This window comes from Paenibacillus sp. sgz302191 (assembly GCF_057749925.1).
The window spans coordinates 1-14,962 of sequence record NZ_JBYLHY010000015.1; the positions used below are offsets into that span (position 1 = coordinate 1).

15 protein-coding genes are annotated in these 14,962 nt (G+C 53.7%); 3 read left to right on the forward strand and 12 right to left on the reverse strand.

Annotated elements, in window-relative coordinates:
• The first annotated feature begins 734 nt into the window (after positions 1 to 734).
• Positions 735 to 1,190, forward strand: coding sequence for a MarR family winged helix-turn-helix transcriptional regulator (locus AC3G2T_RS21260; protein WP_474685302.1), 456 nt, complete (start codon positions 735 to 737; stop codon positions 1,188 to 1,190).
• A 65-nt stretch (positions 1,191 to 1,255) separates the two neighbouring features.
• Positions 1,256 to 2,071: an SDR family oxidoreductase gene (locus AC3G2T_RS21265; protein ID WP_488436809.1), complete on the forward strand. Its 816-nt coding sequence runs from the start codon at positions 1,256 to 1,258 to the stop codon at positions 2,069 to 2,071.
• Positions 2,072 to 2,192: 121 nt separating this feature from the next.
• On the opposite strand, the gene AC3G2T_RS21270 is transcribed toward AC3G2T_RS21265, so the two are convergent.
• On the reverse strand, positions 2,193 to 3,167 hold the full coding sequence (locus AC3G2T_RS21270; protein WP_488436810.1) for an S-layer homology domain-containing protein: 975 nt from the start codon (positions 3,165 to 3,167) through the stop codon (positions 2,193 to 2,195).
• A gap of 271 nt (positions 3,168 to 3,438) precedes the next feature.
• Positions 3,439 to 3,783: a winged helix-turn-helix transcriptional regulator gene (locus AC3G2T_RS21275; RefSeq protein ID WP_488436811.1), complete on the reverse strand. Its 345-nt coding sequence runs from the start codon at positions 3,781 to 3,783 to the stop codon at positions 3,439 to 3,441.
• Positions 3,784 to 3,931: 148 nt separating this feature from the next.
• Here AC3G2T_RS21275 and AC3G2T_RS21280 point away from each other — a divergent pair, with 148 nt between their 5' ends.
• Entirely contained in the window at positions 3,932 to 4,297 is a 366-nt protein-coding gene (locus AC3G2T_RS21280; protein ID WP_488436812.1) for a DoxX family protein, read from the forward strand.
• Between the two features lie 50 nt (positions 4,298 to 4,347).
• Here the strand turns inward: AC3G2T_RS21280 and AC3G2T_RS21285 are convergent, their stop codons facing one another.
• From AC3G2T_RS21285 to AC3G2T_RS21330, 10 genes are all read right to left on the reverse strand, one after another.
• Entirely contained in the window at positions 4,348 to 5,010 is a 663-nt protein-coding gene (locus AC3G2T_RS21285) for a bifunctional 2-keto-4-hydroxyglutarate aldolase/2-keto-3-deoxy-6-phosphogluconate aldolase (RefSeq protein WP_474685307.1), read from the reverse strand.
• Between the two features lie 30 nt (positions 5,011 to 5,040).
• Positions 5,041 to 6,012, reverse strand: coding sequence for a sugar kinase (locus AC3G2T_RS21290; protein ID WP_488436813.1), 972 nt, complete (start codon positions 6,010 to 6,012; stop codon positions 5,041 to 5,043).
• 445 nt (positions 6,013 to 6,457) lie between these two features.
• Positions 6,458 to 6,841, reverse strand: coding sequence for a hypothetical protein (locus AC3G2T_RS21295; RefSeq protein WP_488436814.1), 384 nt, complete (start codon positions 6,839 to 6,841; stop codon positions 6,458 to 6,460).
• Positions 6,842 to 7,665: 824 nt separating this feature from the next.
• Positions 7,666 to 8,526, reverse strand: coding sequence for an inositol monophosphatase family protein (locus AC3G2T_RS21300; protein ID WP_474685310.1), 861 nt, complete (start codon positions 8,524 to 8,526; stop codon positions 7,666 to 7,668).
• Positions 8,527 to 9,516: 990 nt separating this feature from the next.
• On the reverse strand, positions 9,517 to 10,287 hold the full coding sequence (gene fabI, locus AC3G2T_RS21305; protein ID WP_474685311.1) for an enoyl-ACP reductase FabI: 771 nt from the start codon (positions 10,285 to 10,287) through the stop codon (positions 9,517 to 9,519).
• Between the two features lie 197 nt (positions 10,288 to 10,484).
• Entirely contained in the window at positions 10,485 to 11,477 is a 993-nt protein-coding gene (uvsE, locus tag AC3G2T_RS21310; RefSeq protein WP_488436815.1) for a UV DNA damage repair endonuclease UvsE, read from the reverse strand.
• Between the two features lie 105 nt (positions 11,478 to 11,582).
• Positions 11,583 to 11,903 carry a hypothetical protein gene (locus tag AC3G2T_RS21315; RefSeq protein ID WP_474685313.1) on the reverse strand — a complete coding sequence of 107 codons (321 nt, stop codon included), beginning with the start codon at positions 11,901 to 11,903 and terminating at the stop codon, positions 11,583 to 11,585.
• Between the two features lie 344 nt (positions 11,904 to 12,247).
• Positions 12,248 to 12,568 carry a hypothetical protein gene (locus AC3G2T_RS21320; RefSeq protein ID WP_474685314.1) on the reverse strand — a complete coding sequence of 107 codons (321 nt, stop codon included), beginning with the start codon at positions 12,566 to 12,568 and terminating at the stop codon, positions 12,248 to 12,250.
• A gap of 8 nt (positions 12,569 to 12,576) precedes the next feature.
• The gene (locus tag AC3G2T_RS21325; protein ID WP_488436816.1) at positions 12,577 to 13,734 is read right to left on the reverse strand and encodes a D-alanine--D-alanine ligase; all 1,158 of its coding nucleotides are present in this window, start codon (positions 13,732 to 13,734) and stop codon (positions 12,577 to 12,579) included.
• A gap of 37 nt (positions 13,735 to 13,771) precedes the next feature.
• A complete protein-coding gene (locus AC3G2T_RS21330; RefSeq protein ID WP_488436817.1) occupies positions 13,772 to 14,785 on the reverse strand; it encodes an amidase domain-containing protein in 1,014 nt (337 codons plus the stop codon).
• Positions 14,786 to 14,962 lie beyond the last annotated feature (177 nt).

Here is a 14,962-nt window from a genome sequence, read left to right on the forward strand (position 1 = left end):
TTTATATATATATCGAATTATAGTAAATTGCAACCAAACGACACTCAACTACATGCGTGCCATCTCATCACGAATACCTTTATATGGATTTCATCCCACAGTTAGGGTTTTGTTTGCAAAGCCAGTGGGAATTTTCGACGAAAATGAATCTGAGCCCCTGTTCGCCGCGAAAAGCCTGCACAATTGCAGGAATTTTTCGTGGCCAGCGTATCAACCGAGCAAAAACTGCACTTTTGCAGGTTTTCCTCGCGCTACCAGGCAGATTGTACGACCGGCTCTAGCGTGTGGGGCTCACAACAGCCTGGCTTTTTCGAAACCGGACCACCAAGGAGCAAAAGGGTGCACTCACACAGTAGACCTGATTATTTTTGGCGTCCACGACGCCATGGGAGTTTTTGCAGGCTTTCGACGCGTTGCCAAGTAGATAAACTAGCTCTTGTGAGCGGTTTTTCTCGCAGTCTGGCTTTTTCCAGTTTCTACGCACAACGTTACCTATGTTCCCAAGCCCTTACGACCGGGGTTCTCGGCAATCCGGCTTATTCGGTCTACGCACAATGTTACCGGCGGCGTTGCCCCAGCTCTTGCGGGCGCACCTCCACACTTTAAGGTGCCTCGGCGGGCACCTTTTCTCGTTTTTCCGCGGCCATCTCCGAATTTGGTTTGACAACCCCGGTCCTTTTGCACTATTCTATATTTAGTTAAATACTTAACTATATACGTAGCAGGTGATTTTGATGTCGGATCTTCAGCAGTATGTGCTTGACCCTCCACTGCATACGCAAGCTTTTTTTGCTTTGGTCGATACGACGGCTCATTTAGTCGGCGTTTCCGAAAAATACTGGAGTTCCCAAGGGCTTAACGGCGCCCGAATACGGGTACTGGTTGAAATCTCCAAAGAAGGCGGAACGATTCTGCCTTCCAAACTGGCGCAAAAAATTGGCGTGACCAAGCCGAATATCAGCACTTTGCTGGTCCCTTTGGAAAAAGACGGCTATATCAGCCGCTCCAGCCACCCGGAAGACGGCAGAAAATCGGTGATCGCTATAACCGCCGAAGGCCGGGAACTTTTGCACAAACACCTGCCGGGAAATCGCCGGGAAATCGCCGAAAAAATGAAAAGCCTGAGCGAAGCGGAGTTGAATCAGCTTATTTCTTTGCTGCGCAAGCTGACGAAAGCAGGTCAGGAGTAGCCTTATTTTTTTCACTAATTAGTTAACCATTTAACTATCACCCCACCATCAAAAGGAGCGATCGTATGTCAATTATGATTACTGGCGCCAACGGCCAATTAGGCAAATTCATTATCAAGCATCTCCTGCAAAAAGTCGCGGCGAGCTCCATCGTTGCATGTGTGCGCCAACCGGACAAAGCGGCCGAATTCGCCGACCAAGGGATAGAAGTCCGATATTGTGATTATGACCGGCCCGAGTCTCTTGAACCGGCTTTTACCGGAGCCTCGAAGCTGCTGCTCATTTCCAGCTCCCACACCGATGATACGACCCGCATCCGTCAGCATGCCCACGCCATAGAAGCGGCCAAAAAAGCGAATGTCGGGCACCTCCTTTATACCGGATTTGCTTACCCGGAAAAAGGTTCCGTTTCGCTAACACATCTGCACTTGGCCACAGAATACGCGATCCGCACCACGGGTCTTCCTTACACGTTTTTCCGAAACGCTTTGTACACCGATTTCATCGCCTCTCTCGGTCTGAGCGAAGCTATTGCTAACGGCGAACTGGTCACGTATCCGGGCGAATGGCGGTTTAACACTGTGACGCGCAGCGATCTCGCGATGGGCATCGCGGCTGTTCTGGCGGCGCAGGGTCATGAAAATCGAACGTATGAGCTCACCGCTTCCCGTTCGTGGAGCTTTAGCGAGCTTGTGCAAATTTTATCGGAGCTTGCAGGCAAGCCGATCGCACATCGTGAGGACCCTTCCGTCAAAAGCTGGATTTACGGATTTTTGGCCCGAATAGACACGTCCTCCACCTCGCCCGATCTGGAAAAATTAAACGGAGGAACATGGGTCCCCCTAAAAGAAGCCGTCGGCAGTATGCTCAAAAAGCAATAATGCGCTCGACACAAAAAGCGCCTGCTTCGCAGTCGAAGCAGACGCGTATTACGTTTTCGTGCAAAAGGGGCCCGTCACCTCAAGTAGAAATTTCTGCTTTTGGGACAACCCCTTTCCCTCTTTACGGCAGCAGCTGCAAATACTTCAGCATGCGCTTCAGCATGACTGCGGCTTGCGCGCGGGTAGCCAAATCATTTGGAGCAAAACGGCCTCCGCTTGTTCCTTCAACAATGCCTGTCTCAACCATGTGAGACACGGCAGCTTCGGACCAAGCCCCGATGAAATCCCTGTCTCCGAATCGGGCCAACTGCCCGCCGGCGGCCGCCTTGGGGGCACTGCCTTTGAGCTTCAGCGCCCTGGACAGCATGACGGCCATCTCCGAGCGCGTGATCGGCGCTTCCGGCTTGAACGTGCCGTCATTGAAGCCGCTCACGAGCCCGGCCTGAGCCGCCGCACCGATGCTGGGCGCAAACCATTCTGTGCCGGCAACATCGGCGAAAGCGCCGGCTTTGGCCCCGGTTCCAGCCAGGCCGAGCGCCCGAACGAGCAGCGCCGTAAATTGGCTGCGGGTAATCGCTTTGTCGGGCTGAAACTTGTCGGCGCTTTCCCCGTCGATCAGCAGCCGAGATGCGAGCAGCTCCACATCCGTCTGCGCCCAATGGTCTTTCAAATCCGCAAAAGATTTCCGGATGACGAGAACGGCCAAAGCTTCCGAGGTCTGCGCGGGAATCGAAATCCAAGCTGCGCCGTCCTGCAGCGATACCGGAACAGACACGATCCTCAGACTTCCATTAGTAGTATCGTACGATACAACTACAGCCTGTTTGGGATCGATCCCGCTTTTCAGCTTCCATACTGCGGCCAGTTCCTGGGCTGAGCCGAACTCCAGCGCTTTGACGCTGCCACCGCTCTCCAGCAAAAACGATGCGACGAGCGGAATTTCCGTCACTGACGCCCCGGCTTCGCGGGCTTTATTAGTCAGCAGCTCCGCCGTTTGTCCGCCCGCCGGCACGAGCCTGATGCGAAGGAAAGCTTGCTCCGCATCGCGGGCACCGACTGCTTTCTTAAGCAGAGAGGCCAGCACCGACAGGTTCAAACGCAACAGCGCTCCGTCAGCGGTTTCCGCTTCAAGCGTTGCATCGCCGGCGCTCTCGACGCCCTGCAATTTTTCCGCGGTTGAAAACGAATTTTGTAGAATTTTAGAAGTTGAATGGTACGGGCCCACAAAATGGCCGGCTTGCCACACGTCCCGGGCGGCTGAAAACTCGCACTTTTGAAATGCTACAAAGAAAAAGAAACCGCTCCTTTTGCAATGGCTGCTTGACGCTTCCATTTTAACAAAGAACGGTTATTTATCGCCTTGTCTTTTAACCTTTTGTGTCTATTTCACCGTACAACTCATTCAAATGCTCGATATGAGCCACTCCCCAATCATTCAATGCCTGCAGGACCGTATGCATACCTTTGCCGTATTCCGTAATGGAATATTCAACTTTTGGGGGAACTTGCTGATAAACTTCGCGATGAACGATATCGTGATACTCCAACTCCCTTAATTGTTGGGTAAGCATTTTTTTGGTTATATCCGGTATCGCTTTTTGAAGTTCGCTAAATCTCATTGTGCCGTTTGAAAAAAGGCGAAGCAGAATAACAGGCTTCCATTTCCCGACAAAAATTTCTAACGCCGTTTCAAATTTACAATAGTTGGCCATTGGTCATCTTCCAATCCTTTATTTTCCCAAGGTATATTTTTGTATACTATGTTTAATTTAAGTAACTACTTCTCAAAAGAAATCCTATAGCTTATTATGCACCTATCGGTCAATGGTTACAAGAGGGACATCACTAAGGGATAAGGAGTTGGCGGAATTAATGAATGCTGCGTTATGGATTATGCAGGGGATTTTAGCATTTGGCTTTATTTATTCCGGTTGGATGAAGGCGTTTCAGTATGAAAAAACAAAAACGTCCTGGACTTGGGCGAATGATGTGCCGAAAGGGTTTGTTTCCTTTATCGGGTTAGCGGAATTGTTGGGGGTACTTGGGTTGATTTTGCCTCAAGCGACGAACATCGCGCCTGTATTAACACCGCTTGCGGCAATCGGGCTTGGCGCAGTCGTTTTTTTCGGGGCCTTATTCCATGTTATGCGTAAAGAATACCGGAAAATTGGCGTGAACATCGTTTTCTTGGCGTTAGCCGCGATTGTTGCGATTGGCCGGTTTTAACGGCTAAAAAAATACGCTCCGCCTTGAATTCGACGGAGCGCGTGCATATCCTACTGTTTGGCGGCCCGGTAGGCCTCGATATATTGGGCGGCTTTTCTCGCCACAAGGCTGTAATCGCCGGATTTGACCGCTTCACTGGTCAAATCGGAACCGATGCCGACCGCTACCGCGCCTGCCTTCACCCATTCGCCGAGGTTGCTCAGCGATACGCCGCCGGTCGGCATGATGTTGGCCTGCGGCAGCGGGCCTTTAATGGCCTTAATCATTCCCGGCGAGTAGAGATTGCCGGGGAACAGCTTTACAATATCGACGCCGAGCTCAAGCGCCGTCTGGATTTCCTGGATCGTCATGCAGCCCGGCATGACGGGCACCCGGTACCGGTTGCATAGCGCAACCGTGTGCGGGTTCAGCGAGGGGCCGACGACGAACTCGGCCCCGCTCAAAATCGCGGCTCGCGCCGTCTCGGGGTCGAGTGCGGTGCCGACCCCGATGACCGCGCGCTTCGCCGCGTCCTGCGCTGTGCTCGAGTAGCGCTTCGCCAGCTCCTCGATGGCGCGCAGCGCAAAAGGCACGGTCATCGTTACTTCGATGACCTTAATGCCGCCGGAAATGGCCTGCTCGGCCATTTCCACGACTTCGTCAGGCGTGTCGCCGCGCAGCACCGCGACCACGCCTTCCTCGGATATTTGCTGAATCAGTCTGATTTTGTTCATCGGATTCTACACCTTTCTGCGAATAAACATTTAGCGTTCAATATGTTTAACGTCATTAAGCACGGCCTCGACCTGCTCCCAGGTCGGAGCGCCTTCCCAATCGCCCTCGGTCTGCACCACGAGCGAGCCTACCAAATTCCCGATGCGCACCGCTTCGGGATAATCATAACCCTTGAGCACGCCGACCAGGAAGCCTGCGCAAAATCCGTCCCCCGCCCCGACCGTATCCACCAGATGCTCCGCGCGGAAATACGGCACAGCGGTCACGGACTCCCGGTCGACGACATAAGTCTCGTCGTCTCCGCCTTTTACAATAGAAATGCCGGGCAATTCGCGCAGCCTGCGGACGATTTCGTTCCAATCCTCCGTCTCGTAAAGCAGCTTCAGCTCGTCCAGCCCCGGAAGGAAATAATCGGCCTCCCGGGCAAGCTCCAGCAGCGTTTCGCGCGCTTCATCGATGCTCCACAGCTTCAGGCGGAGATTCGGGTCGAAGCTGACCTTGACGCCGTGCCCCCGCGCAATGCGGATAGCTTCGGCCGCGGTCTGCTTGCAGGATTCGCTCAAAGCCGGCGTTATGCCCGTCACATGCAAAATTTTCGCCTGAGCGATGTAAGACTCGTCCAGATGCTGAGGCGTCATGCGGCTGGCCGCCGAATTTTTGCGGTAATAATAGACGGAGGTTTTGCCCATGAGCACCTCGCGCATCATAAGCCCCGTAGGCGCCTCCGCCGTAAGCTCGGCACGCGATACGTCGACGCCTTCGCCGCGGATTTTTTTGAGGATCATCCGCCCCAGCGGGTCTTTGCCGAGCCGTCCGCACCAGCCGACCCTGGCTCCGAGCCGGGCCGCGCCGATCGCCAAGTTGCTCTCCGCGCCGCCAAACAAGCTGTGCAGCTCGGAGGAATATTCCAAACCTTTGCCGTTCGTAGGCATCATAAGCGCCATCGTTTCCCCGAAAGTGACGATCTCCGGAGCGTTCGTCTGCATTTGCTGATTCGTCATGCGACCTCCATCCATTAACCGGAACGCAGCGGGGCGTACCGGCTAATTGAAACGTTTAAACTGTTAATATAGTTTATATTATAGTGCATGCCGGCTCTTTATACCAGAGCTGTTTGAAGGGCTGTGAACGGCTGCAAGGGTTTGACCGCCGCCATGCGTCGGCGGCACAATGCGCGTCAGGGATTCGTGTTTTTTCGAAAACCGGCCGCCGGAACTTGCGCATCTGCTTGTTGGCAATGCGGTGAGCGCCTGCAGAGGCAGAGTGCCTGAAAAAGAGCCGCTCTGTTAGGAGGGCATGGCGTACCCTCTCTGTGGTCGACCGACCGCACGAAGCGGCTTGACGAGCCAAAAACCTGCGAAAGTGCAGGCTTTTTCTGTGTTTACGGTTCATTTTTAGGAAAAGCCTGCAAATGTGCAGGAATTCCCGGTAAAAATGAGCCTGAGCTCAAGTATTCGTCAAAATTGATGCACATTTGCAGGAATTTTCAGTTGCAAGCGTATCAACGCGCAAAAAACTGCACTTTTGCAGGTTTTCTTCACGGAACCAGGCAGATTGTGCGACCGGTTCTGGCGTGCAAGTTTCTGGGCTGGTTCTCCCCTCCTCATCGCCAAACAGATGTGCCGCCCCCAAATGTTCGAGTTTTTCAACAGTCTGAAGCTCGTATTTTTTGCTCCTTGCTGCGCTTGCGGAGAAATATTCCTGCGAATCTGCGGCAATTACAGCTGCTGCGCAGAGTTCTGATAGTCGCAGGCTCTCCCTCCAACCGAATCGGTTCCATTCAAAAAAGCAGCAGACCTGAATATTTTCATTCTGTGGGGTGACATCCATGCGCCATAAGAGTTTTTACGGGCCTTCCCTTTTGTTGACCGCCATGCCGCATAACGAACGACTGTGACGTCTCAGACGACAAAACGAAACATTTTTGCTCCGGACGTACCTTGCCCCATATCAAAAATTTGAGCTACCGCGCCCAGTTCCTCCTAATAAAATATCAAGACTTCTCAGGCACTTTGAACGCTTGCTGCACAAACCCATTCGCCGCTCCAACTGCTGCGCCACATGCACCCGCGCACAAAAAACGAACGGCGCACGCGGTCCCCTAACTGCCACGCCACATGCACCCGCGCAAAAAAACGAGCGGCACACGCGGTCCCCCGGCTGCCGCGCCACATGCACCTGCGCACAAAAAAACGAGCGACGCACGCGGTCCCCCGGCTGCCGTTCGTTTTTTGTTCATTCGTTGTTACACTCCCTCGTGTCTAGGAGTCTGTCTGACGGAGTTACTTTGTGCATATCCCAGTAAATCATGACTGCAAATATGCCGTTAACGCTTCGTAGAAGCCGTCATTTGCATGCACACACCTTCTACTGGAGTTCATCGGACAGACTCCCTAGCAGAACGTTTCAAAAAAAACATTCATACAGGACAACCGGTTCGTCTGCGTTATGATCCGTAGGTTCCCGGCGATAACGAACTGGGCGAGCGTTATTCGCCCTTATTTCTTCGTAGCTGCGTTTTAACGAACCTGAGCGTCGTTATCGGGCTCACCCATCGTTCAAACGGGCAGTTTATTTCGAAGTAAGGGGGCCTCAGTTCGTTAGATTCACGTTTTAAGACTTGTACGGTTCATTACAGTTTGTGTGGTCGTATGCTAGAAGCCGGTAGCTTCCGCTTGAGCGAGTTCCTGCTGCAGCTCCTCGTGGATGCTGCCGTTCGTAGCCAGCACGTTGCGCACGGACAGACTGTACGGCCTGCCCGCCGTATCCGTAACTTTGCCGCCCGACTCCGTGATCAGGAGAGCTCCCGCAGCCATATCCCAGGCGCTCAATCCAATCTCCCAAAATCCGCTCAAACGGCCCGCGGCCACGTAAGCCATATGCAGCGCCGCCGAGCCCGCTACGCGGAGGTTTCTCACTTTGGGCGCCAAGGCTTGGGCGCCTTTCATATTGACGGGAAGCGCACCGTCCCGATCGGCCGGGAATCCGGTTGCGACCAAAGAATCCGCGAGCTTGGTTTCCCGCGATACGGCCGTTACTTTGCCATGCCTGTAAGCGCCTTTACCTTTTTCGGCGACAAACAGCTCGTCGCGAATCGGGTCGTAAACGACGCCGACGATGACATCGCCTTTGTGCGCGAGAGCAATCGATACCGAGAAAAACGGGAATCCGTGAACGAAGTTCGTCGTACCGTCGATCGGATCTACGATCCACAAATACTCCGCGTCGCTGGCTTCCTCCAGCGCTTTTGCCGAAGCGGCAGGGCCGGGCTCAACCCCCTCCTCGCCAAGAATCGAATGATGCGGAAAGTGCGTCAAAATAAGATTTCGAATCATCGTCTCCGAACCCTTATCCACTTCCGTCACAAGGTCATGCGGGGTATATTTCTGATCGATCCGGTTGATGTCTCCCAGCTTGCTTTTGATCCATTCCCCGGCTTTGGCCGCCGTGTTAATTGCAACTGCAGTAAAGCTTTTGCTCCCCACCACAAAGGGCTCCTGGGTTCCGCTTGCCATTTATATCAACTCTTTCTTGAATATGAATTTGATACACTTAGTATAGTAAATTATACGCAGAAATTACTAGAGCGTTTCATCCCAATTTATTTGTGCATTTTTTACATAAATATATATAATTACATTTTTGTCCATTATTCCTGTTTTTTTTAAAAGATTGCTCGGCGCATCACTTTTCGTATGCGACCGTCCCCTATTCGCACGGCTTGGTGCTTGTTGTCCATCGTCCCCGAGAGGAAAAGGCGGCTTGGCAGGGAGAAAGCCTGCGAAAGTACAGGTTTTTTTCGTGAAAATGGTTCATTTTGGCGAAAAGCCTGCGATTGTGCAGGAATTTTCGATGAAATCGAGTCTGAGCCCATGTTTGTGGCGAAAAGCCTGCACATTTGCAGGAATTTGTCGCGGTTGGCGGATTAACCGGGCAAAAACTGTACTTTTGCAGGTTTTCTCCGCATTTCCAGGTAGATTTGCTATTTTCCAGCGTGTGTACGGGTAATCTCGACAGTTTGATTTGCAGGCTTTCTTCGTGCAACCAGGCAGATGGCGAGACCGGCTCTGGCGTGTGGGGTGGGGGGTGGGGCATGGGGCGTGGCGTGTGCGTGGGGCGTGGGGCATGGGTGCGGGGTGGGGCATGTGACGTGTGGGGTGTGGGGTGTGGCGTATGGCGTGGGGCGGGTGGGGTTCTGGGCAGCCTGACTTTTGCAAGTTTTCTGCACACTGTGTTCCAAAGTAGATGCGCCGACTTCTGGTAGGCGGGTTTGTGCGCAGGCTGACGTTTACTAGTGTTCAGCACGTTGTGCTCCCAAGTAGATGCATCAGCTCTGGCGGGCGGGTTCTGGGCAGCCTGGCTTTCTCAGGTTTTCCGGCACCTTACCGGCGGTATCGGCGGTGTCTTTGCGGGCAGGGGATGTTTCCACATCGTGCCGCCGCGGGAGATTGGAACGAAAAAAATCCGCACGCCTGTTAGGCAGTACGGATTTGTTGAATTGAGCTTTACACGCCTACGATATGGTAGCCGCCATCCACATAGATGACTTCACCGGTAATTCCGCGGGACAGGTGGCTCATGAGGAACATCGCCGTGTCCCCGACTTCGGCTGTTTCCGTCGTGCGGCGGAGCGGCGCTTTTTCCTCTACTTGGCGGAGGATCGAGTTGAAATCCTTGATGCCTTTGGCCGCCAGGGTGCGGATCGGGCCGGCGGAAATGCCGTTTACGCGGATGCCGTATTGTCCGAGGTCGTTCGCCAAATAACGCACGCTCGCTTCGAGCGCAGCTTTGGCAACGCCCATGACGTTGTAGTTCTTCATCGCGCGCTCGGCGCCGAGGTAGGTCATCGTCATGATGCTGCCGCCTTCGGTCATCAGCGGGTATACGCGCTTGGCTACAGCCACAAGCGAGTAGGCGCTGATGTCGTGCGCCAGGGCGAAGCCGTCGCGGGACGTATCCACGAACAGACCTTCCAGCTCTTCGGTTTTCGCGAACGCGATGCTATGTACAAAACCGTGAAGCACGCCGAACTGCTCTTTCAAGGTGCTTGCAAGCGTATCGATTTCGGCGTCGACGGTGACGTTGCACGGCAGCAGGATCGATCCCGGGATCGTATCGGCAAGCTTGCGCACGCGCTCCTCGACGCGTTCGTTTTCATAGGTAAAAGCGAGCTTTGCGCCTTGCGAAGCAAGAGATTGGGCGATTGCCCAGGCGATGCTGCGGTCATTGGCGACACCCATGACCAATATATTTTTGCCGGATAATAATTGACTCATTTTTTCAAGAAACCCCTCTCACCAATGGTTTGTACTTCGAGTATCCCAATCTTCAAAGTACCCCATTTTTCCAAACATTTCAAGGACAATTCTCACCGATCGCCGAATGGGGTCCGACCACCCGCCGTGCAGCGCCGCAACGCGCACCGGGAGAGGCGCGCGCCTCCCCTCCCCTGCAAGCACCGACCTTCACAGACTCACAGCTCGATAGAAGCCTGATTGACGACGGAAACGCCGCTTCGCTCCCGCAAATCGTCCATTAGCCGAAACAAGGCGGAGTCCTTCATTTTGGCTTCGATCATAACGTCCAGTCTGGGCGTGATCGGCGCAATTTTTTTAAGGAAGGCGAGCAGCGGCTCCGTTTCTACATAATCGGCATGACTTCGCGGATCATGCTCGCTTTTCGGGCTGGAAACGTGAATTTTCGGCGGCAGCATAGCGGCAGAAGCCGGATCGGACCGGGAAGCGTCTGCATAACTCCACGTCCGCAATATTCTCGGCCACAGCTCGGCGGCATCCTCCCCGTTGTTGTTCACTTCATGATGATGAATATCCAGCACCATGGGCGCCTGTACCCGTTCCGCGAGCTCCAGCGTCTCCATGGCCGTGAACGTTTTATCGTCGTTTTCCAGCGTAATCCGCCGCCGGACTTCGGGACGCAGCGCCGCAAAATTCCTCGCAAACCGCTCGCCCGCCGTCTCCTTATCGCCGTATGCGCCGCCGACATGAATGTTGCACATGGCCTCGGGGCCGAGCCCCATCGCATTCAGCATCGCGTTATGACGTTCCAGATCCGCTCCCGACTTCCGCAGCACATCCTCCTTGGGAGTGCTCAGCACCGTAAAATGTTCCGGGTGGAAGCTGACCCGCATCCCATGGCGCCTGACGTAATCCCCCGTCTCTTTGAATTCGGCCGCCAGCACCCGGATCGGATCCCAGTCGGCCAGCAGCTCATGACCGATCAGCGGGATCAGCCTGGAGGAAAAACGGTACACCATAATGTCATGCGCGCGGTTATGCCGCAGCAGCCGCAGCGAATTATGCAAATTTTCGGCGCCCAGCCGCTCCAGTTTGCGAATAGCCGCCTCGCGGTCCGCCAGCTTGCTGAAACCCGAAACCGTCATTGTCTTGGACGGAGAAGCGCCTGCGACCACAGTCGACATAGCCACGTACCCAAAGCGAACGATCATGCGCGCGTACCTCCCGTGCTTTTTGGCATAGGTTTCCCTATCCATGAAAAGGACATACCCGGCCGGCGCGGCGCCTTAGCCTTCCCCCTGCCTATGCCCTCACTGCTACATGGAGGAGACAAACACGACGAACCTGTAGCTCAAAAAAGCGGAAGCTCCGATTATCAAAGGACTGAGCGCCTGCAAGCCGATTCTGGTGCCTGCATCTTCCTTGCGCAGACAGAAATAATTTCCCGCAAACCAGATCGTCAAATAGGCCGCCAGCACGCCCAAAGCCGCCAGCCGCTCCTCCTGCCCGGGTGGAGACATAAAGCCGTAATACCCCAAAATGATCCATATGAGCGCATAGGGAGCCGGAATCCCCAAAATGATATTAAACAGCCAATATGCCGAAAAACGGCCGCCTCTCACATCCATCCCCTTCACTGTACACCACTCCCTGCCCGAAACTCGCCTATTCCAATAGTGTAGTCCCCGGACGCGGCGAGAGTAAGTACTAACTTCACATAGTACCATGACCAACCCCTCTGAAACTATGAGATAAACCTCTATCGAAGTCTTTCGAAGATGAGCGACCGCGTTTAGAGGTAGGTTTATTCGCCAATAAGAATGCTGTTCTTCGCGCTGTAAAGAACTTTAACATTCTTATGTAGTGAAAAAACACCGCCTCTCGCAAAGTCCTGCCGACAAGCCGGGTTGAGGATCGTGCCCTCCATCCGGTTTGCCGTCAGTCCCATGCGCAGGGACGGTGTTATTTTCGTCATGCCGTTTTATTGCTGCTGCTCGCCAAAAAACATTTCGTGCGCCAGCGCCGTTTGAATGCGCGCTTCCTCTTCGTTCAGCCGGCGCACCAGCTCCATCTCGACCTGCGTCACTTCTTCGCCCTGGAAATTGATTTCGGCGATGGAAGCGACGATTTTGACGATCGCGATAGCCTGGTTGTCAGGCGTGTAGGCGATGACCTTTTGTCCGGTGGGAAATACCCGGAACCCGCTTTTCACCATTTTGCCGCGGCCGTACTCAAGCAGCTCGTAGAGCTCCTGACCGGATTTGAATTTGCAGACGGAATTGAACTCGGTTTGAAATCCCATAGCTTCATCTACTCCACATCAAAAGTATATTGAATCGCTTGCTTCGCTTGATGCCGCTCGATCGCCAAATGGATCAAATCGTCCAGCAGTTCGCCGTAAGGCTTGCCGGATTCTTTCCATAATAGCGGGTACATGCTGAATGGGGTGAAACCCGGCATGGTGTTGATCTCGTTGACATACACTTTGTTATCGGCTTTGCCGAGGAAAAAGTCAACGCGGGACAAGCCGCTGCCATCCACGGCCTGAAAAGTGCGGATAGCCAGTTCTCGAAGCTGGTCCGCCGTCTCCTGGGGAATTTCCGCAGGAATGATCATGGCGGATTTGCCGTCAATGTATTTTGCTTTGTAATCGTAAAATTCATTCGAAGAAACGATCTCGCCCGGGACGGACGCCTGCGGCTCCTCGTTGCCGAGCACGCTGACCTCGATTTCCCGCGCATCGATGTTTTCCTCGACGATCACCTTGCGGTCATATTGGAAAGCGAATGCAACGGCTTTGATCAGCTCCTCCTGATTTCTCGCTTTGGTGATGCCGACGCTGGAACCCAGATTAGCCGGCTTGACGAAGCACGGATACCCGATCGCGGTTTCGAGCTCCAGCAGATGATAGGTCCGGTCCTTTTCCCATTGCTTACGGGTGAAATAGCGGAACACGCACTGCGGCAGCCCCTCCTGCGCGAACACTTTTTTCATCATTACTTTATCCATGCCTACGGCGGAAGCAAGAACGCCCGCCCCCACGTACGGAATGTTCGCTATTTCCAGCATTCCCTGAATCGTGCCGTCCTCGCCGAAGGTGCCGTGGAGCAGCGGAAATACGACATCAAGGCCCGCAGACGGAGCCTGTGCCGCACTATCGGCGCTTTTTGCGGAAATGTGGACTTCGCCCTTGGCTGACAGCGAACCGAAGATTGGGGCCAGCGCGTTGGAGCCCTTGGCGCCGGAGGAGGCCGCGGATTGGCCGAAAGTCAACGCCTGCACATTGGCCGGAGGGGCTTGAAGCTGAGCCCCGCTCTTCCATTCTCCCTGCTTCGATATATAGAATGGAGTTATTTCATATTTATTGAAATCCAACGCTTTCATAACGGCGAGCGCGGTTTGCAAAGACACATCATGCTCTCCCGATTTTCCACCGTAAATCAGCCCTACTCGTATTTTGCGGTTCATTACGTACCTCCGTCTAGTATTCCTACTTCATAATCTACTACATGTCATCGGCAATTCGAACAAATACGTAACGCGTACGTTCGTTCCAAGCCGGCGAATCCCGGTAGTCCCAATAACGGTCGCGGCTGTTATAGGTATGCGCATTGACCAGCGGCATGCCGTTGGCATCCATGGACGTGACGAACGTGTTGTGTTGACACCGTCCGTTGCCGTCCCAATCGTAGCTTATCATATCGCCGGGTCTCAGCTCTGTGGGATCGGTCACCGCAACACCTTGCAATCCCCGTCGGCTGTTCGGCACGAACGATTGCAGGCTGTGGGCAACAGCCCAACTGTAGCTCCAAAGCTCCTGGGAGCCCTTTTTTCCCGAGTACCACCAGCCCGCTCCCCTTTTCCCAGTATAGTCCATCGGCGCCCCGCCTGCAAAGAGGCACTGAGATACATAATTCGTACAATCCACTTCATATTCCAAATATTTCGGATTCGCCGTACTCCACCACGTTTGCGCGTATTCGACCGCTTTTTCCCGATTGTATCGGATTTTCCTTGGAAGGGTTTCACCGCTGTTGAGTATACTATGGTTGAGATACGGGAGCGACGGAGAACGGTTCGTAAGGACCGGTTCTTCCACCTGGTCGGAAAAGAAAGTTCCGGGCTGCCCCGCCGGCATGGATTTCTCGTGTCCGAGCATTTCCGCGCTTCTGACAAGCCATTTTCCGGCGATCGGGTCAAGCAGCACTCGTTCCGCTTCAATCCGCTGTTCGGTATGCCGGGCGGAGCCGATCCGGTAAAGCAGCTGACGGCGCAGCTCGATATCGGCGATGACGCCGTGCGCCGTTTCTTTGACGCGGGTAAGGCGAAGCTTCGTTTCACTGCGCAGCGGAACCGCGTTGCGGTCCTGATAGCTGCGGGACAGCCGCCCCAATCTGGCCTCCTGCATCCCGATATAAGCGCTGTCTGCGACAAAAGCTGTTAGCGATTCGGCCGAGCATCGCAGCTCCGCCTGATTTTTGGCGTGAACGTAGTTATAGAGCGCCGGTTTCCAGGACATGGCTTTGTACCTCCGAGCAAGCATGAATTTGATTCAATATATGTTTTTTTTAGATGAAAAATGATTTAAACATGGAATAAACGAAGAGTTACTTTACAAAATAGTGCTAAATAATCCTTTACGGGAACAATGTAAGACGGTATACTTGAAACAGAGGGTATAATGAAATTCAGTTTC

What these genes read in the sequence shown, in the direction of transcription:
- AC3G2T_RS21260 (WP_474685302.1), top strand. Translation starts at nt 735, where the DNA reads ATGTCGGATCTTCAGCAGTATGTGCTTGACCCTCCACTGCATACGCAA.
- AC3G2T_RS21265 (WP_488436809.1), top strand. Translation starts at nt 1,256, where the DNA reads ATGTCAATTATGATTACTGGCGCCAACGGCCAATTAGGCAAATTCATT.
- AC3G2T_RS21275 (WP_488436811.1), bottom strand. Translation starts at nt 3,783, where the DNA reads ATGGCCAACTATTGTAAATTTGAAACGGCGTTAGAAATTTTTGTCGGG.
- AC3G2T_RS21285 (WP_474685307.1), bottom strand. Translation starts at nt 5,010, where the DNA reads ATGAACAAAATCAGACTGATTCAGCAAATATCCGAGGAAGGCGTGGTC.
- AC3G2T_RS21290 (WP_488436813.1), bottom strand. Translation starts at nt 6,012, where the DNA reads ATGACGAATCAGCAAATGCAGACGAACGCTCCGGAGATCGTCACTTTC.
- AC3G2T_RS21295 (WP_488436814.1), bottom strand. Translation starts at nt 6,841, where the DNA reads ATGGATGTCACCCCACAGAATGAAAATATTCAGGTCTGCTGCTTTTTT.
- AC3G2T_RS21300 (WP_474685310.1), bottom strand. Translation starts at nt 8,526, where the DNA reads ATGGCAAGCGGAACCCAGGAGCCCTTTGTGGTGGGGAGCAAAAGCTTT.
- fabI (WP_474685311.1), bottom strand. Translation starts at nt 10,287, where the DNA reads ATGAGTCAATTATTATCCGGCAAAAATATATTGGTCATGGGTGTCGCC.
- uvsE (WP_488436815.1), bottom strand. Translation starts at nt 11,477, where the DNA reads ATGATCGTTCGCTTTGGGTACGTGGCTATGTCGACTGTGGTCGCAGGC.
- AC3G2T_RS21320 (WP_474685314.1), bottom strand. Translation starts at nt 12,568, where the DNA reads ATGGGATTTCAAACCGAGTTCAATTCCGTCTGCAAATTCAAATCCGGT.
- AC3G2T_RS21325 (WP_488436816.1), bottom strand. Translation starts at nt 13,734, where the DNA reads ATGAACCGCAAAATACGAGTAGGGCTGATTTACGGTGGAAAATCGGGA.
- AC3G2T_RS21330 (WP_488436817.1), bottom strand. Translation starts at nt 14,785, where the DNA reads ATGTCCTGGAAACCGGCGCTCTATAACTACGTTCACGCCAAAAATCAG.